The organism is Curtobacterium salicis, from assembly GCF_011759505.1.
Classification (GTDB): Bacteria; Actinomycetota; Actinomycetes; order Actinomycetales; family Microbacteriaceae; genus Curtobacterium; species Curtobacterium salicis.
The window spans coordinates 188429-213604 of the sequence record NZ_JAAOYO010000001.1 but is presented as its reverse complement, the minus strand read 5'-3'; the positions used below and the strand labels follow the sequence as shown (position 1 = coordinate 213604).

Sequence of the window (25176 nt, the reverse complement as noted above, 5' to 3'; positions counted from 1 at the left end):
GCTACATCCGTTCGGGCGCGCTGACGCCGAGCAGCCCGAGACCGTTGCGGACGACCTGCCCGGTGGCGTCGTTCAGCCACAGGCGGGTGCGGTGCAGGTCGGTCACCGGCTCGTCGCCGAGCGGGGTGACGCGGCAGGAGTCGTACCAGCGGTGGTACAGGCCGGCGAGCTGCTCGATGAACCGCGCGATGCGGTGCGGCTCGCGGAGCTCGGCGGCCTGACGGAGCACCCGCGGGTACTCGGCGAGAGCACCGAGGAGCGAGCTCTCCGACTCGTGCGTGAGCAGCGACGCGTCGAACACCGACCGGTCGACGCCCGAGGCGGCGGCGTTCCGCGCGACGGACTGCGTGCGGGCGTGTGCGTACTGCACGTAGAAGACGGGGTTGTCGTTCGTCCGCTTGGTGAGCAGGTCGAGGTCGATGTCGATCGCGGTGTCGCTCGCGAAGCGGACGAGGGCGTACCGACCGGCGTCGACACCGACCGCGTCGACCAGGTCCTCCATCGTCACGACCGTGCCGTTGCGCTTCGACATCCGGAGCGGCTGGCCGTCCTTGAGCAGGTTCACCAGCTGGCCGATGAGGATCTCGAGGTTCTTGCCCGGCTCGTCACCGAACGCGGCACACATCGCCATCATGCGACCGACGTAGCCGTGGTGGTCCGCGCCGAGCATGATGAGGTTCCGCTCGAAGCCACGCTCACGCTTGTCGAGGTAGTAGGCCAGGTCGCCGGCGATGTACGCGGGCTCGCCGTCCGACTTGATGACCACGCGGTCGCGGTCGTCACCGAAGTCCGTCGTCCGGAGCCACAGTGCGCCGTCCGCCTCGTACATCCGGCCCTGCTCCTGCAGGCGGGCGATGGCGCGGTCGACGGCCTTCGACTCGTGCAGCGAGTTCTCGTGGAAGAAGACGTCGAAGTCGACGCCGAAGTCGTGCAGCGAGCGCTTGATGTCCGTGAACATGAACTCGACGCCCTCGCGGCGGAACAGCTCCTGCGCCTCGTCCCGCGGCATGTCGGTCACGTCGAGACCCGGCTCCAGCGTCGCGAGCACGCGGGCCGCGATCTCGCCGATGTACGCACCGCCGTAGCCGTCCTCCGGCGTCGGCTCACCGAGCGCGGACGCCAGCAGGGACCGGGCGAACCGGTCGATCTGGTTGCCGTGGTCGTTGAAGTAGTACTCGCGGGTCACCAGACCGCCCTGCGCCTGGAACACGCGGGCCAGGCTGTCGCCGACCGCTGCCCAGCGGACGCCGCCCATGTGGATCGGCCCGGTCGGGTTCGCCGAGACGAACTCCAGGTCGATCCGGACGCCGTCGTAGAGGTCGCCGTGACCGAAGGACTCGCCCTGGTCGACGATCGTGCGTGCGACCTCGCCGGCCGCAGCGGCCTCGAGCGTGATGTTGATGAAGCCCGGACCCGCCACGTCCACCGACGCGACACCGTCGAGCTCGGTCAGCTCCCCCGCGATCTCCGTCGCGAGTTCCCGCGGGTTCGTGCCCAGGCGCTTCGCGAGCTGCATCGCCGCGTTCGACGCCCAGTCACCGTGCGCCCGGTTCTTCGGCCGCTCCAACGCCACGTGCGACTGCTCGATGGTCACCGTGTCGGCAGCACCGCGTCGCTCGACGATGCCCGTGAGGATCGACAGGTACGCTTCGGAGAGTTCGGCAGGAGTCACGGCGCACGAGTCTACCGGGACACCCAGGCAGCGCCCGGACCACGCCGGGCCCCATGCAGCAGGATGGACCGTCATGACCTCCCGCAGCCTCCGGGCGATCAGCATCGCCGCCCTCGTCGTCCCCGCCGCACTCGTCCTCGCCGGCTGTTCCGGAGGCGGCGGCCACGCGGCACCCTCTGCGTCGGCCGGCGTCGTCGGACGACCCGTCAGCCAGACCTGCGACACCCTCGTGCCCGCCGACACCTTCAGCGTCTACGGGCAGCGGTTCGAACGGGTCCGCTCGCCGAAGCCGACGAAGGGCTCCCCGGTCGCCCAGATCGCCACCCAGGACGGCCGCGTCTGCACCTGGCGCTCCACCACCGACCACAGCGTCACCGTCACCGTCGCCGTCGCCCACCTGCCGGAGGCGCAGCTCACCCAGCTCGAGGACGCCCTCTTCGAACAGGGCGGCTCCGTGCCCACCTACACGGTCGAGGGGTACTTCAGCCTCGGCGGGGAGACCGGCCGTGCCGACGCGTTCGCCGGCCCCTACTGGATCCACACCGCGTCGTCCCTCTACACCGAGCCCGGAGCCGCGGGACCCGTCGTCGACGCGGTCCGCGCCGCCGTCGCACCGGACGCCGGTGCACCCGCGAGCAGTACGCCGGCACCCTGACGACACGGCCGACGGCACGCCCGGGAGGCCCGACACGCGTACAGGGGCCGGGTCCGGACCTGCTACGGTTGGTGACACCCCGGGCCCCCATAGCTCAGGGGATAGAGCACTGCCCTCCGGAGGCAGGGGCGGAGGTTCGAATCCTCCTGGGGGCACAAGGACATTCCCGCACGATGACATTCCCGCGCAAGCTGTCGTCCTCGCTGCGCTCGGTCGGCAGCGCGCGATGTCGGCTTCGCCGACTGATCCCCCGTGGTGACTCCGGGGGGCCGCGCACCTCGTCGTGAGACTCCGACAGGTTGCCGCACCTCGTCGTGAGACTCCGACAGGTTGGCGCAGCTCGTCGTGAGACTCCGGCGCGTCCGTGTAGGGGGCGGGGTTTCCGGGGTGGACACCTCGGGGCTCTAGGATCACGCGGCGTGACGCACTCCACGCAGCGGGAACTCGACCGGGGTGGCCTCGCGGCACCCGCCAGGACCCTGCTCGACGTCCTCGCCACCACCGCCGAGACGCACCCCGACGCCCTGGCCCTCGAGACCCCCGAGGGGCCGCTCGACTACCGGGCCCTCCTCGCCCTCGTCCGCGACCGCGCCGACGACCTCGCACGGCACGGTGTCCGCCGCGGTGACCGGGTCGGCATCCGCATCCCCTCCGGCGGCCGTGACCTGTCGGTCTCCATCCTCGCCGTCCTCGCCGCCGGAGCCGCCTACGTGCCCGTCGACGCCGACGACCCCGAGGAACGCGCCACCCTCGTCTTCGGCGAAGCGGGCGTCGTCGGCGTCATCGGTGCCGGCGGGGTCCTCCGGAGCCGTGACGGCACCGCCCTGCCCGTCACCGACCCCACGGCGAGCGCCGAGCCCCCGACCACCGACGACGACGCCTGGATCATCTTCACCTCGGGGTCGACGGGGGTGCCGAAGGGCGTCGCCGTCACGCACCGTTCCGCTGCCGCGTTCGTCGACGCCGAAGCGCGGATGTTCCTGCAGTCGGCGCCCCTGGGGCCCGCGGACCGGGTGCTCGCCGGGCTCAGTGTCGCATTCGACGCCTCCTGTGAGGAGATGTGGCTCGCCTGGGGTCATGGGGCGTGCCTGGTCCCCGCGCCCCGGTCCCTCGTGAAGAGCGGTGTGGACCTCGGGCCGTGGCTCATCGCGCACGGGATCACCGTCGTCTCGACCGTGCCGACCCTCGCGGCGCTGTGGCCGGACGACGCGCTGGAGTCGGTGCGCCTGGTGATCTTCGGTGGTGAGGCGTGCCCGCCCGAGCTCGCCGCGCGCATCGCGTCCCGTGACCGGGAGGTCTGGAACACCTACGGGCCGACCGAGGCCACCGTCGTCGCGTGCGGGGCCCTGCTCGACGGCAGCACGCCGATCCGGATCGGGCTGCCGCTCGACGGGTGGGACCTGGCCGTCGTCGACGCCGAGGGGCAGCGGGTCGCGCCGGGGCAGGTCGGTGAGCTGGTGATCGGTGGTGTCGGGCTCGGCCGCTACCTGGACCCGGCGAAGGACGCCGAGAAGTACGCGCCGTTCCCGGCCCTCGGGTGGGAGCGGGCGTACCGGAGCGGCGACCTGGTGCGGTACGACCCGGAGGGCCTCGTCTTCCAGGGTCGCGCCGACGACCAGGTGAAGCTCGGTGGCCGCCGCATCGAACTCGGCGAGATCGACGCGGCCCTGCAGGCGCTCGACGACGTCGCCGGTGGTGCCGCGGTCGTGCAGCGCACCCCGGCCGGCAACCAGGTCCTCGTCGGCTACGTCGCCCCCGTGGCGGGCGCGACCATCGACACGTCCGCCGCGAACGAGCGGCTCCGGCAGGAGCTGCCCGCCGCACTCGTGCCGCTCCTCGCCGTCGTCGACGTCCTGCCGACCCGCACCTCCGGCAAGGTCGACCGTGCGGCACTCCCCTGGCCGCTCGCGGGTGCGACGGGCACGGACCTGCCGCCGACCGTCGCGTGGATCGCCGAGCGGTGGTCCGCGATCCTCGGTGTCCCGGTGGCGGACGTCGACGACGACTTCTTCGCCCACGGTGGTGGCTCGCTGACCGCCGCACAGCTCGTCTCCGCGATCCGCGAGCGCTACCCGACGACGACGGTCGCGGACGTCTACGACCACCCGCGCATCGGTGCCCTCGCCGACGCGCTGGACGAGTCCGGTCCGGTGGCCGCCGCGTCCCGGCACGTCGCTCCCGTCCCGCCGGCGACCGGGGCGCTGCTGACGCTCCTCGGGTTGCCGCTGCAGGTGCTCCGCGGACTCCGGCTGCTCAGCTGGACGGCGTTGGTCGCCCAGGTCCTGCACGCCACGACGATGCCGTTCCTGCCCGTGCTGCCCTGGCCGGCGCTCGTCGTCGGGCTGCTGCTGTTCGTCACCCCCGCGGGGAAGATGACGATCACGGTCGTCGCCGCCCGGCTGCTGCTGGCGGGCGTCCGTCCCGGTGACCACCCCCGCGGCGGCTCGGTGCACGTGCGGGTCTGGCTCGCGGAGCGGATCGCGGAGGCGGTCGACGGCCCCTCCACCGCGGGCGCGCCGTGGATCAGCTACTACGCCCGTGCGCTCGGGGCGACGGTCGGCCGTGACGTCGACCTGCACACCCTGCCGCCGGTGACCGGCATGCTGACCATCGGCAAGCGCGCCTCGATCGAGCCCGAGGTCGACCTCGCCGGGCACTGGGTGGACGGCGACGTCTTCCGGCTCGGCACGGTGCACGTCGGAGCGGACGCGGTCGTGCACAGCCGCTCCACGCTCATGCCCGGCGCGTACGTCGGTGACGGCGCGGAGGTCGAGGCCGGCTCCGCCGTCGCGGGTCGCGTCCCGGACGGTGAGCGGTGGGCGGGGTCGGCCGCCGAACGCGTCGGCTCGGCCCGTCACGGCCGGGAGGCACGCCCCGCCGCCCCGAAGCGCTGGCTGCTCGCCTACGGGGTCGGCTCCGTCGCCGTCGCCGGGCTGCCCGTCGTCGGTGTCGTGGCCGGGCTCGCCGTCGTCGCCGCGGTGGTCGGGCGTCCGGGGTCGCTCGGCGCCGCGGTGGGACCGGCCCTGCTCGCCGTGCCGCTCGCCACCGTCGTCGCCGGGGTCGTGTACGCGGGACTCGTCGTCGCCGCGGTCCGGCTGCTCGGACTCGGACTGACCGAGGGACGGCACCCGGTGCGCTCCCGGATCGGCTGGCAGGTGTGGAGCACGGAGCGGATCCTCGACGCGGCGCGCACGCTGCTGTTCCCGCTGTACGCCAGCCTGGTCACGCCGCTGTGGCTCCGGCTGCTCGGTGCGAAGGTCGGCCGGGACACCGAGATCTCCACCGTGCTGCTCATCCCGGCGCTGACGCAGATCGCCTCCGGGGCGTTCCTGGCCGACGACACCATGGTCGCCACGTACGAGCTCGGCGGTGGCCGGGTGAAGATCGGGCGCTCGAAGGTCGGGCGTCGCGCGTTCCTCGGCAACAGCGGCATGACCGGCGCCGGTCGCTCGGTCCCCCGAGAAGCGCTCGTCGCGGTCCTGTCCGCCGTGCCGAAGAAGGCCAAGCGCGGCTCGTCCTGGCTCGGCAGCCCGCCGGTCCGTCTGCGCCGGGCCACCGCGCAGTTCGACGAGGAACGCACCTTCCGGCCGCCGGCCCGCCTCAAGGTCGCCCGCGGCGCGTGGGAGCTGCTGCGCCTGGTCGCGCCGATGGTCTCCGCCGGCATCGGCCTCGGCGTCGCGCTGAGCCTGCTGGCGCTGTGGAGCACGGTCGGCATCGGGTGGACGGTGCTGCTCGCCGGCCCGGTGCTCATCGTCGCCGGAGCGGTCGCCGCCGCGGTGTCGACGCTGGCGAAGTGGGCCTTCGTCGGCCGGATCACCGCGACCGAACACCCGCTGTGGTCCTCGTTCGTGTGGCGCAACGAGGTGCAGGACACCTTCGTCGAGACCGTCGCACGCCCCTGGTTCGCCGAACAGGCCATCGGCACGCCGGCCCTGGCCGCGTGGCTGCGGAGCCTCGGTGCGACCATCGGCCGCGGGGTCTGGTGCGAGACGTACTGGCTGCCCGAGGCGGACCTCGTCACGATCGGTGACGGTGCGACGATCGCCCGCGGCACCGTCGTCCAGACCCACCTGTTCCACGACCGCGTCATGCAGCTCGACACCGTGACGCTCGACGCGGGCGCGACGCTCGGCCCACACGGCGTCGTCCTGCCCGCAGCCGGGATCGGCCCCGGTGCGACCGTCGGACCGGCCTCGCTCGTGATGCGCGGCGAGCAGGTCCCCGCCGGCACGCTCTGGGCCGGCAACCCGATCTCGCCGTGGGAACACCCGCCCTGGCGTGCCGGGGTCGACGCGGAGGCGGGTGACCTGTCCGAGCCGGGTGGCGCCTCCCGGCCCGGTGGCGCCACCGGGCCAGCCGTGGACGGGAAGCGCGCCGACGCCCCGGCGCCCGCCGGGCCCGTGACAGACTGACCGGCACCGTGAAGCAGACCGACCCCGCCGCCGACCCGTACACCCCGCACAGCGGCGACCGGCGCTGGTCGAGCCGCCACCACGACCTGCACCTCGACTACCGGGTCGCCACGAACCGCCTCGATGCGACCGCGACCGTCACGGCGGTGGCGAACGAGCCGCTCGACAAGGTCGTCCTCGACCTGCACGGGCTGTCCGTCGACCGGGTCGACGTCGACGGGGTCCGTGCGAAGAAGGTGTCCGTCGGGACGCACAAGACGACGGTGACGCCCGCCACCCCCATCGCCGCCGGCGCCGAGTTCGCCGTGCACGTCCGGTACCGCGGCGCACCCCGACCGCTCCGGAGCCCCTGGGGCACGCTCGGCTGGGAGGAACTCACCGACGGCGTCATCGTCGCCAGCCAGCCGATCGGTGCGCCGTCGTGGTTCCCGTGCAACGACCGGCCCGACGACAAGGCCACCTACCGGATCGAACTCACCTGCGAGGCCGGCTACGACGTCGTCGCGAACGGGGAGCTCCTCGGCCGTGACCGCACCGCACGCGGCACCCGGTGGACCTTCGCCGTCACCGAGCCGATGGCGACCTACCTGGCCACCGTGCAGATCGGCCGCTACCGGACCACGACCATCCGGGGCGGTGACGTCCCGGTGACCCTGCACCACCCGGCCGACCTCACCACGGCGGCGAAGACCGACTTCGGACGGGTGCCGGAGATGATCGCCCTGTTCACCGACCGCTTCGGCCCGTACCCGTTCGCCGAGTACGGCGTCGTGGTGACCGACGACGAGCTGGAGATCCCGCTCGAGGCGCACGGCCTGGCGGTGTTCGGGCGGAACCACGTCGACGGCGCACACGGCACCGACCGGCTCATCGCCCACGAGCTCGCCCACCAGTGGTTCGGCAACTCGGTGACCCTCGGGCAGTGGCGGGACATCTGGCTGCACGAGGGCTTCGCCTGCTACGCCGAGTGGCTCTGGTCCGAACACCGAGGCGGCGCCACGGCGGACGACCTGGCCACGGAGCACCGCGCCGGGCTGCTCGAGCAGCCACCGGACCTGGTCATCGCGGACCCCGGCGCCCGGGACATGTTCGACGACCGCGTCTACAAGCGCGGGGCACTCGCCCTGCACGCCCTCCGCCGCACGATCGGCGACCAGGCGTTCACCGTCGGACTCCGCACCATCACCGAGCGGCACCGGCACGGCACCGTCACGACGACCGAGGTCGTCGATGCGTTCGCGACCGCCGCCGGGAGCACACCGGCGGCCGTGCTGCTCACCATCGGTCCGTGGATCGACGAGCCCGGCGTCCCCGGACTCCCCTAGACGACGCTCCACGGACCGGCGTCCGACCGGTCGCGTCGGTCCTGCACGTCGACGGGCGCGCCACCGGCAGCAACAGCGAGCACGAGGTCGTCTTCGAGCCGGAGGACCGTGACCGGCTGGACGAGGCCGTCGAACGCCGCCATGTGCACATCCGCACCGGACGCCACAGGACCGAGCACCGAGTCGACCGCCGACGGATCGACACGGAGCCCTCGGCCGTCACGCTTGAGGACGGCCTCCTTCACGGCCCAGCACGCGGTCAGGTGGACGGGCACGGACGCGGACGAGGAGGCCCGGCCGCGTTCCCCCGACGTGAAGACGTCGAGCCCGGCGGCGGTCACCCGGGACGGCCGTTCGACGTCGACGCCGATCGTGCCCGGGGCGACCGCGAGGGCCAGGGCGCCGGGCGTGCGGGACAGGCTCACGCCGAGGTGCCGGCCGTCCACGACGGCTGCCGGTCGACCGTGGTCGGCCGCTCCGCACTGCGGGCAGCGCCGGACGACGGTCACCAACGCGGTGTCCGTGTCGGTGACCTCCGCGACGAACGCGAGGAGGGCCTCCCGGTCGGCGGTGCGTGACCCGCGTCCGGTCAGGACGCGGACGACGGCACCGTCCGACACGGAGTCCTTCAGGCGTGCGTCAGGGCGATGAGCGCGACGTTCATGGTCGCGTACTTGCCCTCGGACCGGGTGGCCTGACGGACGCGGCCACGGAGGACCTCGTACCGGCCGTCGCTCTCACGGACGAACCCGATCACACCGCTCAGCGGTGTCGACACGCGGTGGTACCCGTCCTCCAGTGGGACGACTTCTGCAGTGGTCGCTCGCTCCATTGCTGGACCCCTTCCTCGTTGACGTGGACTCACCATACCCCGCTTCGGGGGACACCACTCCCGGATTGTCCGCATCCTGCGCGACCTCGTCGGGCCAGGACGGGGTACAGGTGGACGTCGCCCGAGCCGGTTGTCCACAGCCCCGGCACGCCCAGCGGACGCCTGGATAGACTCCGGGCGACGGCCACGGACCCGGTCGACAGGACCACGGAAAGAGGACGGATGCGCGCGGTCGAAGGCAGGACGGACTCCGGATCGACGCGGGTGACGCGCCTGCTGTCGGGGATCGTCGCGGCGATGGTGGCAGTGACGCTCGTCGTGCTCCCCGCAGCCGGAGCGCAGGCCACCGCACCGGTCGACATCGGCAGTGCGTACGTCGTCGACGACGCCGGCGCCCTCACCGGTGCCCAGCAGGCCGACGTCGAACAGGCCGTGCAGCAGCTGTACCAGGACACGAAGACCCAGCTGTACGTGGTGTTCGTCCCCGCGTTCACCGACCCGAGCGACCACACCGCCTGGGGCGCGGCGACCCTGCAGCGCAACCAGATCGAGACCGACGGCATCCTGCTCTCCGTCGCGGTCGACGAGCGGAACTACGACGTCCAGCAGACGAACGAGACCGCGATCAGCTCGGGCGACGTGGAGAACGCGGTCGACTCCGACCTGCTCCCCCGGCTGAAGCAGGGGCAGTGGGCCGCCGCCGCGACCGCGTTCGCCGGCGGACTGCAGCAGAGCCAGCAGCCCGCGGACCTGACCTGGCTGTGGATCCTGCTCGGTGTCGCCGTGCTCGCCGCCGTCGTCGCGGTCCTCGTGATCCGCACCCGGAACAAGCGCCGCGCCGCCGCGGCACGCGAGCAGCAGGAACAGACCCTCGCCGAACTCGAACGCCGAGCCGGCGGCGCTCTCGTCACGATCGACGACGAGATCCGCACCGCCGAGCAAGAGGTCGGGTTCGCCGCCGCGCAGTTCGGTGACGACGCCGCGAAGCCGTTCGCCGACACCGTGGCGATCGCGAAGCGCGAGGTCCGCAAGGCGTTCGCCCTCCAGCAGCAACTCGACGACGAGGTCCCCGACAGCCCGCAGCAGCGCGTCGACTGGTCGAACCAGATCATCACCACGTGCGAACAGGCCCACGCGGCGATCGAGGCCCAGACCGAGGCGTTCGACCAGCTCCGGGCGCTCGAGGACACGGTCGACAGTGCCTCCGCCGAGCTCACCACCTCGCTCGCCGCGGTGCCCGCCGCCGTGGACGCCGCACGTGCGGCCCTCGAACGCGTCCGGAGCGCCTACACCGGCCGGACCCTGGCGACCGTGGCCGACAACGTCGACCAGGCCGCCGAGGTCCTGCGGTACGCCGACGAGCGCGCCACCGCAGCCCGGACCGCCCTCGCCGCCGGAGACCGCGGCGCAGCCGTCGTCGCCGTCCGCGACGGTCAGCACGCGCTCGCCCAGGTCCAGCAGCTCACCGGGTCCGTGACCGCCGCCGAGACGACCTTCGCCGACGCCGCCGCCCGTGCCGAGGCGATGCGGGCCGACATCGAGGGCGACCTCGCCGCCGCCGGCACGCTCACGACGGGCGGCCCGGACCTCGCCGCCGCCGTCGCCCGCGCGCAGCGTGTGCTCCGGACCGACGTCGACCCGCGCGACCCCGTCGGCGCCGTCGACGCGCTGACCAAGGCGAACACCGACATCGACGCCGCCCTCGCCAGCGCCCGCACCGCCGAGGAGCAGCACCGTCGGGCGACCCAGGCGCTCGACGCCGCGCTGCGGGACGCCCGGAGCCGGATCACCCAGGCACGGCAGTACGTCACCGTGCACCGCGGCGGGGTGGGTTCGACCGCCCGCACCCGCCTCTCCGAGGCCGAACGCGCGCTCGACGACGCGCTCGACCTCGCCACGACCGACCCGCAGCGTGCCCTCCAGGCCGCTCGCGCCGCCGAGCAGTACGCAGCAGCCGCCATCGACGAAGCGAACAACGACATGGGCGGCTGGCCCGGCGCCGGCGGCGGCATGGGCGGCGGGCGGGGTGGTGCGCAGCTCGGCGGCCTCGTCACCGGCATCGTCCTCGGCGGCCTGCTCGGCGGGCGTGGCGGCAGCTACGGCGGCGGGAGCTTCGGCGGGGGCGGCTTCGGCGGCGGCGGTGGCGGTGGCGGCGGCGGTGGCGGCGGCGGTGGCGGCGGCGGTGGCGGCGGCGGCTTCTCCGGCGGCGGACGCTTCTGACCAGGCCGCTTCTGACTCGGCCGCTCCTGACCAGGCCGCTCGCACGAACCAGCGATCCATCCACGAAAGGGAACCAGCAATGGCAAAGCAGTCCATCTTCGGTCGTATCTCCTCGCTCGTCCGAGCGAACATCAACCAGCTCATCGACAACGCCGAGGACCCGCAGCTGATGCTCGACCAGCTCGTCCGCGACTACTCGAACAACATCGCGGACGCCAAGAGCGCCATCGCGCAGACGATCGGCAACCTCCGCCTGCTCGAACAGGACAACGACGAGGACGTCCGCGCCGCCCAGGAGTGGGGTCAGAAGGCTGCCAACGCCTCGACCGCCGCGGACCGGTACCGCGCCGAGGGCAAGGCGGCGGACGCCGACAAGTTCGACAACCTCGCCAAGATCGCGCTCGGCAAGCAGATCGCCGCCGAGCAGGAGGTCAAGGACAACGCCGCGCCGCTCGCCACGCAGAACGAGCAGGTCGAGAAGCTCAAGCAGGGTCTCGCCGGCATGGAGCAGAAGCTCGAGGAGCTCCGGGCCAAGCGGAACACCCTCGTCGCCCGCGCCAAGACCGCCGAGGCCCAGACCAAGGTCAACGACGCCCTCGGCAACATCGACATCACCGACCCGACGAGCGACCTCGCGCGCTTCGAGGAGAAGGTCCGTCGTGAAGAAGCGAAGGTGATCGGCCAGCAGGAGCTGCAGGCATCGAGCCTCGACGCACAGTTCGAGAGCCTCGAGGACGTCGGCCGCGACGCCGAGGTCGAGGCCCGTCTCGCCGCCCTGAAGTCGGGCGGACCGACCGTCTGATCGCGACTGCTCCGGACGACGTCGGACCCGCCTGACAGACTGACACGATGCGCTTCATCGTGGTCGGTCAGTGGCAGGGTTCGGCGTCGTCTCGCGCCATGCGACTCGCGGACGGAGCCGCCGCGGTCGCGGCGGACCTCCCCCGCGCGGCGACCACGACGGTGGACGTCCCGACCGGTGCCGGCGACCGCCTCGACACCGCCGTCGCCCGCTACACGTCGGTGCTCACGGTCGCCGGGTCCGTCGCCGAGGAAGCCGCCGTGGCCACGGAGCCCGTCCTGGTGATCGGCGGCGACGGGTCGAGTGTGCTCGGCGCCTCCGTCCTGGTCGGCGCGGACACCGCCGTCGTCCGCCTGTCCGGGTCGAGCGGCTTCCGTGCGCTCAACCGTGCCCAGCCGGTCGCGGCGGAGACGGCGGCGCTGCGCCTCCTGGTCGACCGCCCCACCGACCTGTTCCCGGACCTGCCCGTCGTCCCGGCCACGTCGGTGGTCGTCGCCGGCACCCGTGGGACCGAGTCCGCCGAGGCCGCCGCGCTCGACCGTGCCGGGATCACCCACCTCGACGTGGACGCCGCGACCCCGGACGCACTGCGTGCCGCGGTCGACCGCACCGGCGCCAGCCAGGTGTTCGTCCACGTCGACCTGGACGTCCTGGACCCGTCCGAGGTCGACGGCCTGCTCGAACCGGTCCCCTTCGGCATCGACGGCGCCGCCCTCGTCGCGCTCGTGCAGGCGGCCACGGCCGGACGCCGGCTGGTCGGCGCGGCCCTCACCGGCTTCGCCCCGGTCGACCCGAGCCGAGCCGTCGACGACCTGGGCGTCATCCTCCGGGTCGTCGGGGCCCTGTCCACCGCGGCACGCACCGCCTGACCCGGACGTCGCGACCGGTCCTCCACAGAGCGCACCGCTCCCGGCGGATGTCCGCCCGTCGGCGGCTACGCTCGGCCACATGACGGACTACGACCTCATCGTGATCGGAGCCGGCGCTGTCGGCGAGAACGTGGCGGACTACGCCCACAAGCGCGGCCTCACGGTCGCCGTGGTGGAAGCCGAACTCGTGGGCGGTGAGTGCTCCTACTGGGCCTGCATGCCGTCGAAGGCACTGCTCCGCAGCAGCCACGCGGTCGCCGCCGCCAAGCGCCTCGGTGGCGCTGCGGAAGCCGTGACCGGTGACGTCGATGCAGCCGCCGTCCTCGCCCGCCGCAACTCGTTCACCAGCAACTGGGACGACGCCTCGCAGGTGCAGTGGCTCGAGTCCGCCGACATCACCCTGATCCGCGGACGCGCCGTGATCACCGGCGAGAAGACCATCGAGGTCGACGGCACGTCCTACTCGGGGCACGCCATCGCCCTGGTCACCGGTTCGGTGCACACCCTGCCCCCGGTCCCCGGTCTCGCCGAAGCGAAGCCGTGGGGCACCCGAGAAGGCACCAGCGCGCAGGAGGTCCCGGAGAGCCTGCTCGTCATCGGCGGCGGTGTCGCCGGCTCCGAACTCGCCACCGCCTGGGCCGCGCTCGGCGCGACGGTGACCCTGGTCGCCCGCCACGGTCTGCTCGGCGGGATGGAACCCTTCGCGGGCGAACTCGTCGCCGACGGCATGCGTGCGCTCGGCATCGACGTCCGCACCGGTGTGAACCCGACCCGCGTCGACCGCGACGAGCACGGCCTGGTCACCACGACCTTCGACGACGGCACGACGCTGGTCACCAGCGAGGTCCTCGCCGCCACCGGCCGCGCCCCCGGCACCGAGCACCTCGGGCTGTCCTCGGTCGGGCTGACCGACGGCGAGTGGCTGGACGTCGACGACACCATGCTCGTCACCGGCACCGACTGGCTGTACGCCGTCGGCGACGTCAACCACCGCGCGCTCCTCACCCACCAGGGCAAGTACCAGGCACGCGCGGCCGGCGAGGTCATCGCGGCACGCGTCCAGGGCCGTCCGGTGCACGCCGAACCGTGGGGCGCACACGTCGCCACCGCCGACCACGCCGCGGTCCCCCAGGTCACCTTCACCGACCCGGAGGTGGCGAGCGTCGGCCTCACCGAGGAGCAGGCCCGCCAGCAGGGCATCGACGTCCGTGCGGTCGAGTACGACCTGGGCAGCGTCGCCGGCTCGGCACTGCAGGCGGACGGCTACACCGGCCGCGCCAAGATGGTCGTCGACGAGTCCCGCGGGGTCGTCGTCGGGGTCACCTTCGTCGGGCAGGACGTCGCCGAGATGCTGCACGCGGCGACCGTCGCCGTCGTGGGCGAGGTGCCGGTCGAACGACTCTGGCACGCGGTCCCGGCCTACCCGACGATGAACGAGATCTGGCTCCGCCTGCTCGAGACCTACGGCCGTCCCGAGTAACCGGTGCGGAACCCGCTCCTCGACTCCCCGGTGTCCCGCGCCGGGTGGCTGTTCGCGACCGCGGTGGGCCTGGCGATCGGGCTGCCGCTGTCGACGGGCCCCGTCCGGGTCGTCGACGGGTTGATCGTCTGCCGGGGCCTGCCGCGCTGGGTGTTCCGGCGCGGCGGGACCTGCGTCGGCTCGGTCTACCTGACGCGGGACAACGACGGCGACCGGGTCCTGCGGCACGAGCGCGTGCACGTCGACCAGTGGCGTCGGTACGGCATGCTCATGCCCTTGCTCTACGGTGTCGCCGGGCGGGACCCCCTGCGCAACCGCTTCGAGGTCGAGGCTGGGCTGGAGGACGGCGGGTACCGCTGACGCTCGGCCCACGCCCGCCCAGGCCCAGGCCCAGCCAGGCGCCGAGCCGCGTCACCTTGCCACGCACAACGGCAGTCAGGCTCAGCGCGCGCGGCGCGGGACGACGAGCGGGGTGCCGGTCTCCGGGTCGGGGACGACCACGCACGGCAACCCGAACACGTCGGCGACGAGTTCCTCGGTGACGACGGACTCGGGCGTCCCCTGCGCCACGATCTCGCCGTCCCGCATCGCGATCATGTGGGTCGCGTACCGGGCCGCCTGGTTGAGGTCGTGCAACACCGCGACGACCGTCCGCCCGGCGGCGTGCAGCGCGGACGCGAGCTCGAGCACGTCGTACTGGTGCGCGATGTCGAGGAACGTCGTCGGCTCGTCGAGGAGCACGATGTCGGTCTCCTGTGCGAGCACCATCGCGATCCAGACCCGCTGCCGCTGCCCGCCCGACAGTTCGTCGACACCGCGGTCGGCGAGCCCGACGATGTCGGTCTGGGCCAGGGCCGCCTGCACGACCTGGCGGTCGGTCCCGCTCGAGGGGTGCAGCAGGTCCTGGTGCGGGAACCGCCCGCGGGACACGAGGTCTCGCACGGTGATGCCGTCCGGGGCGATCGGGGTCTGCGGCAGCATCGCCACCCGACGGGCGACGGCCTTCGGGCGGTAGGACGTGATCGGTCGTCCGTCGAGGTACACCGTGCCGGCGGACGGCTTCAGCGTCCGGGCCAGTGCCTTGAGCAGCGTCGACTTGCCGCAGGCGTTCGGCCCGACGATGACGGTCAGTTCACCGTCCGGGACGTCCACGTCGAGGTCGCGCACGACCACCCGGTCGTCGTAGCCGAGCCGGAGTCCGCGCGCGCCGAGTGCCGTGACCGGTGCCTCCGGGGTGAGGACCGAGGCAGGGCTCAACACTCCGCCTTGCCGTGCCGCCAGTACCCCATGAACGCGACCTGCTTCCGGTCGAGCCCGACGCTCCGGACGAGGTGGCGGCGCAGCTCCTTGACGCAGCCGGCCTCCCCCGCGATCCAGGCGTACACGGGCAGGTCGTCGTCCTCACGCGGGACGTCCCAGAGCACCTGCTGGTCGACGTCGACGTCCACCAGCTCGGCACCGGCGGCGGCACGGGCGGCGACGACGAGCGGGTCCGGGGCGACGGTCGAGGCCCAGGCGTGCACGTGGTCCGTCATCCGGACGCCGTGCGAGGCGCCGTTCCGGGCGATCCAGCGGACCTCGACCCCGGCGGGCGCGGAGACGGGCAGCCGGTCGGCGTCGGTCGGCACCTCGATGAAGACGTGTCCGACGGCGCTGACGTCGAGGGCCTCGAGGATGGCGCAGATCGCCGGCGCGGCGGTCTCGTCCCCGGCGAGCAGGATGCGGTTCGCGGAGCCGGGCGAGAACTCGGCGGCACCGGAGGGCAGGTCGGCGGGCGACTCCGGCACGCGGGGGCCGACGATCCGCAGTTCGTCGCCGACGCGGCAGGCGGACACCCAGCGCGATGCCGGGCCGGCGTCACCGTGGGCGACGAAGTCGATGTCGAGCTCGTGGGCGTCGGGCCGGAACGAGCGGACCGTGTAGGTGCGGATCGGGTTGCGGGTCGCGTCCGGCAGTGCCCGCCACGCCGCGAACCAGTCCTCGCCCTCGGACAGGTCGGAGAACCCGTGCCCCTCGAGCGGCAGGAGGACCTTGATGCGCTGGTCGAGGCCGACGGCGGAGAAGTCCGCGAGCTCGTCGCCCGACAGCGTCACCCGGACGAAGTGCGGCGTGAGCGAGGAGACGGCTGCCACACGGACGGAGAAGACGCGGTACCGGGCTGCCACACCTCGAGTATGGCATGCCTTACCTAAGGGGAACAGGGTGCGTCGCACTGCGACACTGGTCCGGTGTCCGAGCACGATGACGAATTCGCCGACGTCCCCGCCCTGGCGGCCGCGAGCGGCGTGACCGAGCCGCTCCGCGCCTCCCGGCAGGAGGTCCCGACGGCCGACGGCGGGACGGTCTCCGCGATCCGCTGGTCGCGCACCGACCCACCGACCGGCGGACGGGAGGCGCGGATCACCTACCTGCACGGGCTCGGCATCGACGCACACAGCTTCGACCAGACCGCGATCGCGGTCGACCAGCCGGCCGTCGCACTGGACCTGCCCGGTCACGGCCGGTCGGCCTGGCGGGAGGACGCGGACTACGCGGCGACCGCGACGGCACCGACCGTCCTCGCCGCTCTCGACGCGCTCGCGGTGCCACCCGGACTCGTCGTCGGCCACTCGCTCGGCGCGATCCTGTCGGCCCGACTCGCGGCCCTCGCCCCCGAGCGGGTCACCGGTCTCGTCCTCGTCGACATGTCGCCGGACTTCGCGCAGCGGGCCGTGGACCGGATCGCCCGCGCGCTGGAGTCCGAGGAGCCGTTCGCGAACCTGGACGAGGTCGTCGAACGGGCGATCGCCGCGCGGGTGGGTGGGGACGAGGCGACACTCCTCCGCGAAGCGCGCCACTCCACCCGGCTCGGCGCGGACGGCCGACTCGTCCGGCGGCACCACTTCCCGCACCTCGGCGGTCGCATGTCGTCCGTCGGGCGGTTCGCGGACGCGTGGCCGGACCTCGAGCAGCTCGACGTCCCGCTCCTGCTCGTCCGCGGCGACCGGGGCTACGTCTCCCCCAAGCTGCACCAGGCGTTCGCCGAGCGCCTGCCGGACGCTTCGATCGTGACGGTGGAGTCGCGGCACGCCGTGCAGACGCAGGCGCCGCTGCCGCTCGCCCGGGCGATCCGGGAATGGGCTGGTGGACACGGTTTGTTGGATGGCGTCGAAGAACCCCCTGCGACTTCGTCCGAGACCTGACACCGCCGACGCCCGAGCGCCCGGTAGCCTCGTCCGAGCGCCGCTGACGACCGTCGTCACGGCACCCTCCGATCCGGCCCCACAGCGGGTCGATCCGGCCCCGACGGGGTCCGGCTCCGGGAAGGAACCCAGCATGCGTCCGCTCCACCGCACCGCCCTCGCCGCGGCAGCCCTCGCCGTCGCGACCTCGGTCGCCCTGGCCGGCTGCTCCGGCGGCTCCGACGACCGTCGCGGCGGCGCCGACGCGACGGTCCGGGTCGGCCTCGTGCTCGAGCCGACGAGCCTCGACATCCGCACACAGTCGGGCAACGCGCTCGACCAGGTGCTCATCGACAACGTCTACCAGGGGCTCGTCGGGCGGACCGCGGACGGCTCGGTCCGCGACGTGCTGGCGTCCTCGCACCAGGTGTCCGCGGACGGCCTGACGTACACGTTCACGCTCCGCGACGGTGCGACGTTCGAGGACGGCGAGCCCGTCACCGCGAAGGACGTCGTCTGGTCGCTGCAGGACGTCCAGGCACACGACTCCTACGTCGACGCGGACGACCTCGCATCCGTCAAGACCGTTGCCGCGACCGCTGACGACACCGTGACGCTCACCCTGTCGAAGCCGGACTCGGACCTGCTCTGGAACCTCACCGGCCGCGCCGGACTGGTCCTCGAGCAGGCGGCCGACAACGACCGGACGAAGACCGCGAACGGCACCGGGCCCTTCGAGGTCGCCAGCTGGAAGCAGGGTGACTCGCTCACCTTCCGCAGGAACCCGGACTACTGGGGCGCGAAGGCGAAGGTGGCGACGGTCGTCTTCCGGTACATCACCGACCCGTCGACGGCCGTCAACGCGATGGCCGGCGGGGACCTCGACGTCGAGACCGCGGTCGACGGCACGCTCAAGAGCCAGCTGCAGGACACCTCCGGGGTCACGCTGCACACGGGCAAGACGACCGACAAGTACACCCTCGCCTTCAACGACCAGAAGACGCCCTTCACCGACGTCCGCGTCCGCCGGGCGATCCGGCAGGCCATCGACCCGAAGGCCGTCATCAAGGCGATCGGCGGCGGCGGGGTGGAACAGGGCGGCCCGATCCCCGCCCTCGACCCCGGCTACCAGGACCTGACCGACGTCGACACGTACGACCCGGCCGCAGCGAAGAAGCTCCTGCAGCAGGCCGGCGTGACGAAGCCGACGCTGACCCTGACCTACGCCAACGTGTACCCGACGGCGATCGGCGACGTCCTGACCTCCGAGCTCGCCGACGTCGGCATCACGCTCAAGGTGCAGCGCGTCGACTTCGCGACCTGGCTCGACACCGTCTTCACGAAGAAGGACTTCGACCTCAGCATGGTGAACCACACCGAGGCGCGGGACTTCGGCAACTGGGCGAACCCGAAGTACTACTTCGGCTACGACAACGCCGAGGTCCAGCGGCTCTACGCCGCCTCGGTCGCCACGACCGACCAGACCGAGAAGGAACGGGCCCTGCAGCAGGCGGCGAAGATCGTCAGCGACGACGCCGCGGCCGAGTGGCTCTACACGGCGACCACCACGACCGCCGTGCGCGACGGCATCAGCGGGTTCCCGTTCGACAGCACCACGACCCGCCTGGACCTGGCGGGCCTCGCCGTCTCGTAGCATCGGACTCGTGACCCGATTCCTCGTCGGGCGGGTGCTCCTGCTCGCCGTCGGACTGCTCGTGGCGAGCCTGATCGTCTTCGCGACGCTCCGCGTGCTCCCCGGTGACGTCGCGCAGGTCGTCGCGGGCGCCGAGGCGACGCCCGCCCAGGTCGCCGCGCTCCGCGAGCAGCTCGGGCTCGACCGGCCCGTCGTGCTGCAGTACCTCGACTGGATCGGCGGCCTGTTCCGCGGCGACCTCGGCAGCTCGCTGGTCACCCGGGGCCCGGTCGCCCCGGAGATCGCGCAGAAGCTCGCGGTGACGCTGCCCCTCGCCGGCATGTCCCTCGTCGCAGCGCTGGTGATCGGCGTCCCGCTCGGCGTCCTGGCCGCGGTGCTCCGACGCCGACCGGGCGGTGCCGCGATCTCCGCCGCCGCGCAGGCCGTCGCGGCGATCCCGGTCGTCTGGGCCGGCATGCTGCTCGTCGCCCTGTTCGCCGTGACCCTGCACTGGCTGCCCGTGCAGGGCTTCCCGCTCGACGGCTGGGACACCCCGGACCGGGCGTTCGCCGCACTCGTCCTCCCCGCACTGACGATCGGTGCGGTGGAGGGTGCCGTGATCCTCCGCTTCACCCGGTCGGCGACGCTGTCCGTCCTCGACGCCGACCACGTCCGGACCGCCGCCGCGATCGGCCTGACGAAGAACCGCGCACTCCTCCGTCACGGGCTGCCGAGCGTCGCGCTGACCGTGCTCGCCGTCCTCGGGGTGCAGATCGCGGGTCTGCTGGTCGGCGCCGTCGTCGTCGAGCAGCTGTTCTCGCTGCCCGGGGTCGGCCGCATGCTCGTCACCGACGTCGGCCGCCGCGACATCACGAAGGTGCAGTCCGAACTCCTCGTGCTCACCGGTCTCGTGCTGCTCGTCGGGTTCGCCGTCGACGTCCTGCACCGCGTGCTCGACCCCCGCCAACGCGAGGCCTCGTCGTGAGCGCGCTCGGCCGGCTGCTCCGGACCCCGACCGGACTGTTCGCCGTCGTCGTCCTCGGGCTGCTCGTCGTCCTGGCCGCGGTGTCGCTCGTCTGGACTCCCGAGAACCCGTTCCGCACCGACCCGTTCCACCAGTGGGAGCGGCCGAGCGCCGCGCACTGGTTCGGCACCGACGGGGTCGGTCGCGACATCGCCAGCTACCTGCTCGCCGGCACCCGGACCACGGTCGTCGTCGCGGTCGGCGCCGGGGTCATCGCGAGCGTCGTCGGCATCGTCCTCACCGCGATCGGCTCGCTCACCGCCCGCTGGGTCCGCGAGGCCACCGCGGTGCTCCTCGACGTCCTGGTCGCCTTCCCCACCCTGCTCACCGCGATGCTCCTCACCGCGGTGTACGGCGGCTCCCTCGGCGTCGTCGTGGTCTCCGTCGGGCTGGCGTTCGGCGTCACGATCGCCCGGGTCGCCCGCGGTGAGATCCGCCGCATCGCCCGGAGTGACTACGTCGTCGCCGCCCGGGCGTCGGGTGTCGGGCCGCTCGGCGTGCTGTTCCGCCACCTCGTGCCGAACGCGGCGCCGCTGTTCACCGTGCAGCTCTCGCTCGCGATGGCGACCGCGGTCCTCGCCGAGGCCGGACTGTCCTACCTGGGCTACGGCGCCGACGCGGGCACAGCGTCCTGGGGCCGGCTGCTGTCCGACCTGCAGACCTACATCGGCGTGCACCCGTGGAGCGCGACCTGGCCGGGGGCTGCGATCGCGGTCGTCGTGATGGCGCTGTCGCTGCTCGGGGACGCCGTCCGGGACGCCACCGACCCGCGGTTGACGACGAGCCGGCGGGGGCCGGACGCAGCCCCCGCAAGCAGCGGCGGCGCCGGCACGAGCAGCGACACCGGCACGACCGGCACCTCCCGCGTGACCGGCGCGGTCACCGGGACGGAGGGCATCGCGTGAGCGACGCCACGGCCACGCCCGGCCTCGACGTCCGCGGCCTGACGGTCCGGATCGCGGGGCGGACGGTGCTCGACGACGTGACGTTCACCGTGCCTCCCGGCCGTCGTGTCGGCGTGATCGGCGCATCCGGGTCGGGGAAGTCGATGACCTCGCTCGCCCTGATGGGCCTGGAGCCCGCCGGGGCGACGGTCACCGGCAGCATCCGCCTGGACGGGCGGGAGCTCGTCGGCCTGCCCGACCGCGAGCGCGCCCAGACCCGTGGTGCGGCGATCGGGATGGTGTTCCAGGAGCCGGGCACCGCGCTCGACCCGCTCCGGCGGGTCGGCAAGCAGATCGTCGAACCGCTGCGGTTGCACCGGGGGCTCGACCGTCGCGCCGCCGCCGAGGCCGCGGTCGGACTCGCCCGGGACGTCGGCCTGCCCGACCCGGAGCTGCTGCTCCGGCAGTACCCGCACCAGCTCTCCGGTGGGCAGCGGCAGCGGATCTGCATCGCGATGGCGATGGCCGGCGAGCCCGCGTTCCTGGTCGCGGACGAACCGACCACGGCGCTCGACGTGACCACGCAGGCCCGGATCCTCGACCTGTTCGAGTCGCTCACCGCCTCCCGTGGCACCGGGATGCTGTTCGTCACCCACGACCTGGCGGTGCTGTCGCGCATCGCGGACACGGCGGTCGTCCTCGAGTCCGGCCGCGTCGTCGAGCAGGGCCGCGTCGCCGACCTGCTCGCCACGCCCGGGCACCCGTCCACCGTCGCGCTCGTCGACGCCGCACGGGCCACCGCCAGGAGGACCTCGTGACCGATCTCGACAGCACCCGGCCGGCACTCCTGGGCGCCGACCTCAGCCGCACCTACCGGCTCCCCCGGCGCAGTCCGTTCGAGCCCGGGGCGATCCGCACGGCCGTCGACGGTGTCGACCTCGTCGTCCCCACCGGCGCACGCCTCGGGATCGTCGGCGAGTCCGGTTCCGGCAAGTCGACGCTCGTCCGCCTCCTCGCCGGACTGGAGGCACCCAGCACCGGCACCGTGCACGCCTCGGGCCGCCCCGTGGACGCGCGGGCATCGGCCGTGTCGTCGCGCTGGTTCCGGCGCGAGACCGGCATCGTGTTCCAGGACCCGGTCGCCTCGCTCGACCCGCGGATGCGTGTCGGGGCGATCGTCGCCGAACCGCTCCGGGCGCTCCGCGTCGAGGGCGACCACCGGGCGATGGTCGCAGCGGTCCTGGAACGGGTGGACCTGCCCGCCGACGCCGCCGACCGGTACCCGCACGAGTTCTCCGGCGGGCAGCGGCAGCGCATCGCGATCGCCCGCGCAGTGGTCCACCGGCCGCGGATCCTGTTCGGGGACGAGCCGATGAGTGCCCTCGACGTGGTCGTCCGTGCGCGCGTGATCGACCTGTTCCGCTCGTTCGTCGACGACCTCGGGGCGACGCTCGTGCTCGTGTCGCACGACATCGGCGTGGTGCAGCGGCTGTGCGACACGGTCGCGGTGATGTCGGCGGGGCGGATCGTCGAGCACGGCCCGGTGTCCCTGCTCGACGCTCCGACGCACGAGGTCACGCGGGCCCTCGTCGCGGCGGCGCCGACGCTGCCGTAGGCGCGGCGGCGAGCGCCGCGCCGCGCCGTCGCGGCGCGGCGCGCCCGGACGTGTCCCGTCGAGGTTCCACAAAGCGGGCATCTGAACGCGCGAGATGCCGCAATCGCGGCATCTCGGCGGAGAGCACGCGGCAAGTCGTGACCGCTCGGCGGCAGGACCCGGGCGTGCCGCCGGCAGCAGCGGCCGGCGCTACCAGCCGGCCGGGTGCCGCCGCTGCCACCGCAGCCGGCGTTCGAGCTGCGCCCCGATCGCCAGGAGCACCCGCTCCCCACCCGGACGCCCGATGAGCTGCACGCCCATCGGCAGGCCCGCGCCGTCCGGGTGCCCCTCGCCGGTGACCCCGACAGGCAGCGTGATCGCGGGCAGCCCCGACACGTTCGCCATCGAGGTCCACGGCGAGTAGGCGCACTGGCGGCGGAAGTCCTCCTCCGGGTCGTCGCCGTACCAGCCGAGCGGCCGGGGCGTCATCGCGAGCGTCGGGGTGAGGACGGCGTCGAACCGGTCGAACGCCCGGATCAGCGCGACCGAGAACGCGTCGAGGCCGGCCATCGCATCGAGCACCTGCGTGCTCGTGAGGGGTCGGCCGCGCTCGACCAGCCAGGCGACGAGGGGCGTCAGGGCACGCAGGTCGATGCCGGGGATCCGGGCGATGCCGGCCCCCGAGGACTCCCACGCCACCTGGAACGGCTCGGCGTACGGCAGGCGCGGCATCGCCACGTCCTCGACCCCGTGCCCGACCTCGCCGAGGACGCGGACGGCGGTCTCCACGGCCTCCCGCGCGGCCGGGTCGACGACCACGTCCACGAAGTCGTCCCACGGCGAGCCCTCGAGCAGCCCGACCACGAAGCGCCCCTCACCCCGGACGGCGGCCGCGGTGAACGGCCCGTCGCCGACGTCGGGCGTCACGAGCGCGTACGGCTGCCGCTCCGGCACCCCGGTCGGTGCGACGAGTGCGTCGAGCAGCATCCCGGCGTCGGCCACGGTCCGTGTGAGCGGCCCCGCGACGGCCAGCCCGCCCAACCCGGTCCGTCCGGGCATCGACGGCACCCGACCGCGACTCGGCTTGAGTCCCACCAGGCCGGTGGCCGCCGCCGGGATCCGCACCGAGCCTCCGCCGTCCGACCCGACCGCCGCCGGCAGCAGCCCGGCCGCGACGGCCACGGCGGCGCCGCTCGACGACCCGCCCGGGGCACGCGCGGTGTCGTACGGGTTGCGGGTGGTGCCGAAGCCCGTCTCGGAGGACGACGACATGCCGAACTCGGGCGTCGCCGTCTTGCCGAGGCTGATCGCGCCGGCGTCGTCGAGTGCCGTGACGAGCGGGTGGTCGGCCGTCGCCACCTCACCCGGCAGGGCGAGCGTGCCGGACCGGGTGGGGACACCCCGTCGGTCCGTCAGGTCCTTGTCCGCGGACGGGAGGCCCCACAGCGGTCGCGACGTCGGCACCAGGTCGCCGAGGTGGTCGGCCCGGGCACGCGCAGCCTCGGCGGTGACCGTCACGAACGCGCGGAGCTCCGGGTCCAGCCGTTCGATGCGGGCGAGGTAGTGGTCGGTGACCTCGCGGGCGGTGGCGTCACCGCGGCGGATCCAGTCCCAGAGTTCCTGCGCCGACAGGTGGTGGAGTTCGAACACGGATCGAGCCTAGGCCGACGCGTCCGGCACCTGTGCGAGCAGGTCCCCGACCTGGCAGTCGAGCGCGACGCAGATCGCTTCGAGGGTGCTGAACCGGACCGCCTTGGCGTGCCCGTTCTTGAGGATCGAGAGGTTCACGGTGCTCACCCCGACCTGTTCGGAGAGGTCGACGAGGGTCATGCCGCGCGCCAGCAGCAGCTCGTCGAGACGGCAGACGATCGCCATCAGACCAGTCCGGACGAGTCGTCCCGGTACCCGGCAGCCGTCCGGAAGACTGCCGCGAGGGCGGACAGTCCGGCGGCGGCGACGAGCGGCCAGAACGGCGCGCCCAGCTGGTCGGCGTGGCCGGTGGAGGAACCGGTCGGCTCGGGCAGCGCCCCGGCGATCGCCGGTTGCGTCATCTCGCTCACGATCTGCAGGACCGCGGCGGCCTCGAACCCCACGAAGACGATGACCGCGAGCGTGGTGAGCGCGCGTGAGCAGGTCCGGGCGAACGGACGGCCGTCGCCGATGCTGCGCGTCACGAGCAGCAGACAGACGGCGATGCCGACCGTGGTGAGGACCGTCACGAGGTCGCTCAGGCTGTGCAGCACGATCGTCGCGGCCGGGAGGTCCTGCACCCGTCCGATCATCTCGGTCACCGCCGGCGTCGTCCCGGCCACGATCCTCGCCCCGCCGGACACGTCTGCCGAGGCGTGGTCGACGGGCGTCTCGAGCGTCCAGGTCCAGTCGATGCCGGTCGTCCGGTGCGCCAGTTGCTCGACCATCCCGGCGACGATGAACCAGGCGCGCACAGCGGCGACCACGATCATGCCCAGGGAGACGACGAACACGACGCTCACGGAGCTCTTCTGGCGGAGTGCGGCGGCGCGCTCATCGGGGATCGACATGCGGCGAGCATAACGACTTTCGTTGTGCTGTGGCGACCCTGACGAAGTTCCTGGTTGACCGGCTGCCCGGACC

At 73.3% G+C, this 25176-nt stretch carries 22 protein-coding genes and 1 tRNA gene; 15 read left to right on the top strand and 8 right to left on the bottom strand.

What is annotated here, in order from left to right; all coding sequences use genetic code 11:
- Position 1: 1 nt before the first annotated feature.
- On the bottom strand, positions 2-1672 hold the full coding sequence (gene argS, locus E9228_RS01050; RefSeq protein WP_166778778.1) for an arginine--tRNA ligase: 1671 nt from the start codon (positions 1670-1672) through the stop codon (positions 2-4).
- Between the two features lie 73 nt (positions 1673-1745).
- Here argS and E9228_RS01045 point away from each other — a divergent pair, with 73 nt between their 5' ends.
- The 4 genes from E9228_RS01045 (at position 1746) to E9228_RS01030 (ending at position 8064) form a co-directional block, all read left to right on the top strand.
- The gene (locus tag E9228_RS01045; RefSeq protein ID WP_166778777.1) at positions 1746-2327 is read left to right on the top strand and encodes a hypothetical protein; all 582 of its coding nucleotides are present in this window, start codon (positions 1746-1748) and stop codon (positions 2325-2327) included.
- Between the two features lie 83 nt (positions 2328-2410).
- Positions 2411-2482: transfer RNA gene (locus tag E9228_RS01040), tRNA-Arg, on the top strand.
- A 264-nt stretch (positions 2483-2746) separates the two neighbouring features.
- Complete coding sequence (locus E9228_RS01035) at positions 2747-6739, top strand: Pls/PosA family non-ribosomal peptide synthetase (protein ID WP_166778776.1); 3993 nt, start codon at positions 2747-2749, stop codon at positions 6737-6739.
- Between the two features lie 8 nt (positions 6740-6747).
- Complete coding sequence (locus E9228_RS01030) at positions 6748-8064, top strand: M1 family metallopeptidase (protein ID WP_341849720.1); 1317 nt, start codon at positions 6748-6750, stop codon at positions 8062-8064.
- On the opposite strand, the gene E9228_RS01025 is transcribed toward E9228_RS01030, so the two are convergent.
- The gene (locus tag E9228_RS01025) at positions 8061-8684 is read right to left on the bottom strand and encodes a 4'-phosphopantetheinyl transferase superfamily protein (RefSeq protein ID WP_166778775.1); all 624 of its coding nucleotides are present in this window, start codon (positions 8682-8684) and stop codon (positions 8061-8063) included. The two genes, E9228_RS01030 and E9228_RS01025, sit on opposite strands and share 4 nt — an antisense overlap.
- An 8-nt stretch (positions 8685-8692) precedes the next feature.
- Positions 8693-8896: a hypothetical protein gene (locus E9228_RS01020; RefSeq protein ID WP_111043803.1), complete on the bottom strand. Its 204-nt coding sequence runs from the start codon at positions 8894-8896 to the stop codon at positions 8693-8695.
- Positions 8897-9118: 222 nt separating this feature from the next.
- Here E9228_RS01020 and E9228_RS17250 point away from each other — a divergent pair, with 222 nt between their 5' ends.
- From E9228_RS17250 to E9228_RS00995, 5 genes are all read left to right on the top strand, one after another.
- Positions 9119-11116, top strand: a complete 1998-nt coding sequence (locus tag E9228_RS17250; protein WP_208385433.1) for a TPM domain-containing protein — start codon at positions 9119-9121, stop codon at positions 11114-11116.
- Between the two features lie 79 nt (positions 11117-11195).
- Entirely contained in the window at positions 11196-11918 is a 723-nt protein-coding gene (locus E9228_RS01010; RefSeq protein WP_166778774.1) for a PspA/IM30 family protein, read from the top strand.
- A gap of 47 nt (positions 11919-11965) precedes the next feature.
- Positions 11966-12787 carry an arginase family protein gene (locus E9228_RS01005; RefSeq protein ID WP_166778773.1) on the top strand — a complete coding sequence of 274 codons (822 nt, stop codon included), beginning with the start codon at positions 11966-11968 and terminating at the stop codon, positions 12785-12787.
- 79 nt (positions 12788-12866) lie between these two features.
- Entirely contained in the window at positions 12867-14267 is a 1401-nt protein-coding gene (locus tag E9228_RS01000) for a dihydrolipoyl dehydrogenase family protein (RefSeq protein ID WP_166778772.1), read from the top strand.
- Between the two features lie 3 nt (positions 14268-14270).
- Positions 14271-14627, top strand: a complete 357-nt coding sequence (locus E9228_RS00995) for a Fe-S oxidoreductase (protein WP_166778771.1) — start codon at positions 14271-14273, stop codon at positions 14625-14627.
- Positions 14628-14708: 81 nt separating this feature from the next.
- Here E9228_RS00995 and E9228_RS00990 read toward each other — a convergent pair whose 3' ends face one another.
- Positions 14709-15524: an ABC transporter ATP-binding protein gene (locus tag E9228_RS00990; RefSeq protein WP_166778770.1), complete on the bottom strand. Its 816-nt coding sequence runs from the start codon at positions 15522-15524 to the stop codon at positions 14709-14711.
- A complete protein-coding gene (locus E9228_RS00985; protein WP_166778769.1) occupies positions 15521-16432 on the bottom strand; it encodes a siderophore-interacting protein in 912 nt (303 codons plus the stop codon). Before E9228_RS00985 ends, E9228_RS00990 begins: the two co-directional genes overlap by 4 nt.
- Before the next feature lie 63 nt (positions 16433-16495).
- On the opposite strand from E9228_RS00985, the gene E9228_RS00980 reads away from it, so the two are divergent.
- The 6 genes from E9228_RS00980 to E9228_RS00955 all read left to right on the top strand — a co-directional run bounded on the left by E9228_RS00980 (position 16496) and on the right by E9228_RS00955 (position 22584).
- Positions 16496-17449, top strand: a complete 954-nt coding sequence (locus E9228_RS00980; RefSeq protein WP_166778768.1) for an alpha/beta fold hydrolase — start codon at positions 16496-16498, stop codon at positions 17447-17449.
- A 133-nt stretch (positions 17450-17582) separates the two neighbouring features.
- On the top strand, positions 17583-19082 hold the full coding sequence (locus E9228_RS00975) for an ABC transporter substrate-binding protein (protein WP_166778767.1): 1500 nt from the start codon (positions 17583-17585) through the stop codon (positions 19080-19082).
- Between the two features lie 10 nt (positions 19083-19092).
- Entirely contained in the window at positions 19093-20046 is a 954-nt protein-coding gene (locus E9228_RS00970; protein ID WP_166778766.1) for an ABC transporter permease subunit, read from the top strand.
- Positions 20043-20990 (top strand): ABC transporter permease subunit, encoded by a 948-nt coding sequence (locus E9228_RS00965; protein ID WP_166778765.1) that lies wholly within the window; start codon positions 20043-20045, stop codon positions 20988-20990. Before E9228_RS00970 ends, E9228_RS00965 begins: the two co-directional genes overlap by 4 nt.
- Positions 20987-21787, top strand: a complete 801-nt coding sequence (locus tag E9228_RS00960) for an ATP-binding cassette domain-containing protein (RefSeq protein ID WP_166778764.1) — start codon at positions 20987-20989, stop codon at positions 21785-21787. The genes E9228_RS00965 and E9228_RS00960 overlap by 4 nt, the downstream gene beginning before the upstream one ends.
- Positions 21784-22584, top strand: a complete 801-nt coding sequence (locus tag E9228_RS00955; protein ID WP_341849719.1) for an ABC transporter ATP-binding protein — start codon at positions 21784-21786, stop codon at positions 22582-22584. Before E9228_RS00960 ends, E9228_RS00955 begins: the two co-directional genes overlap by 4 nt.
- A 189-nt stretch (positions 22585-22773) precedes the next feature.
- On the opposite strand, the gene E9228_RS00950 is transcribed toward E9228_RS00955, so the two are convergent.
- From E9228_RS00950 to E9228_RS00940, 3 genes are read right to left on the bottom strand one after another with little or no spacing between them, the layout of a single operon-like run.
- Positions 22774-24213, bottom strand: a complete 1440-nt coding sequence (locus E9228_RS00950) for an amidase family protein (RefSeq protein ID WP_166778763.1) — start codon at positions 24211-24213, stop codon at positions 22774-22776.
- Positions 24214-24222: 9 nt separating this feature from the next.
- The gene (locus E9228_RS00945) at positions 24223-24438 is read right to left on the bottom strand and encodes a helix-turn-helix domain-containing protein (RefSeq protein ID WP_166778762.1); all 216 of its coding nucleotides are present in this window, start codon (positions 24436-24438) and stop codon (positions 24223-24225) included.
- Positions 24438-25103: a hypothetical protein gene (locus E9228_RS00940; RefSeq protein ID WP_166778761.1), complete on the bottom strand. Its 666-nt coding sequence runs from the start codon at positions 25101-25103 to the stop codon at positions 24438-24440. Before E9228_RS00940 ends, E9228_RS00945 begins: the two co-directional genes overlap by 1 nt.
- Positions 25104-25176: the final 73 nt, after the last annotated feature.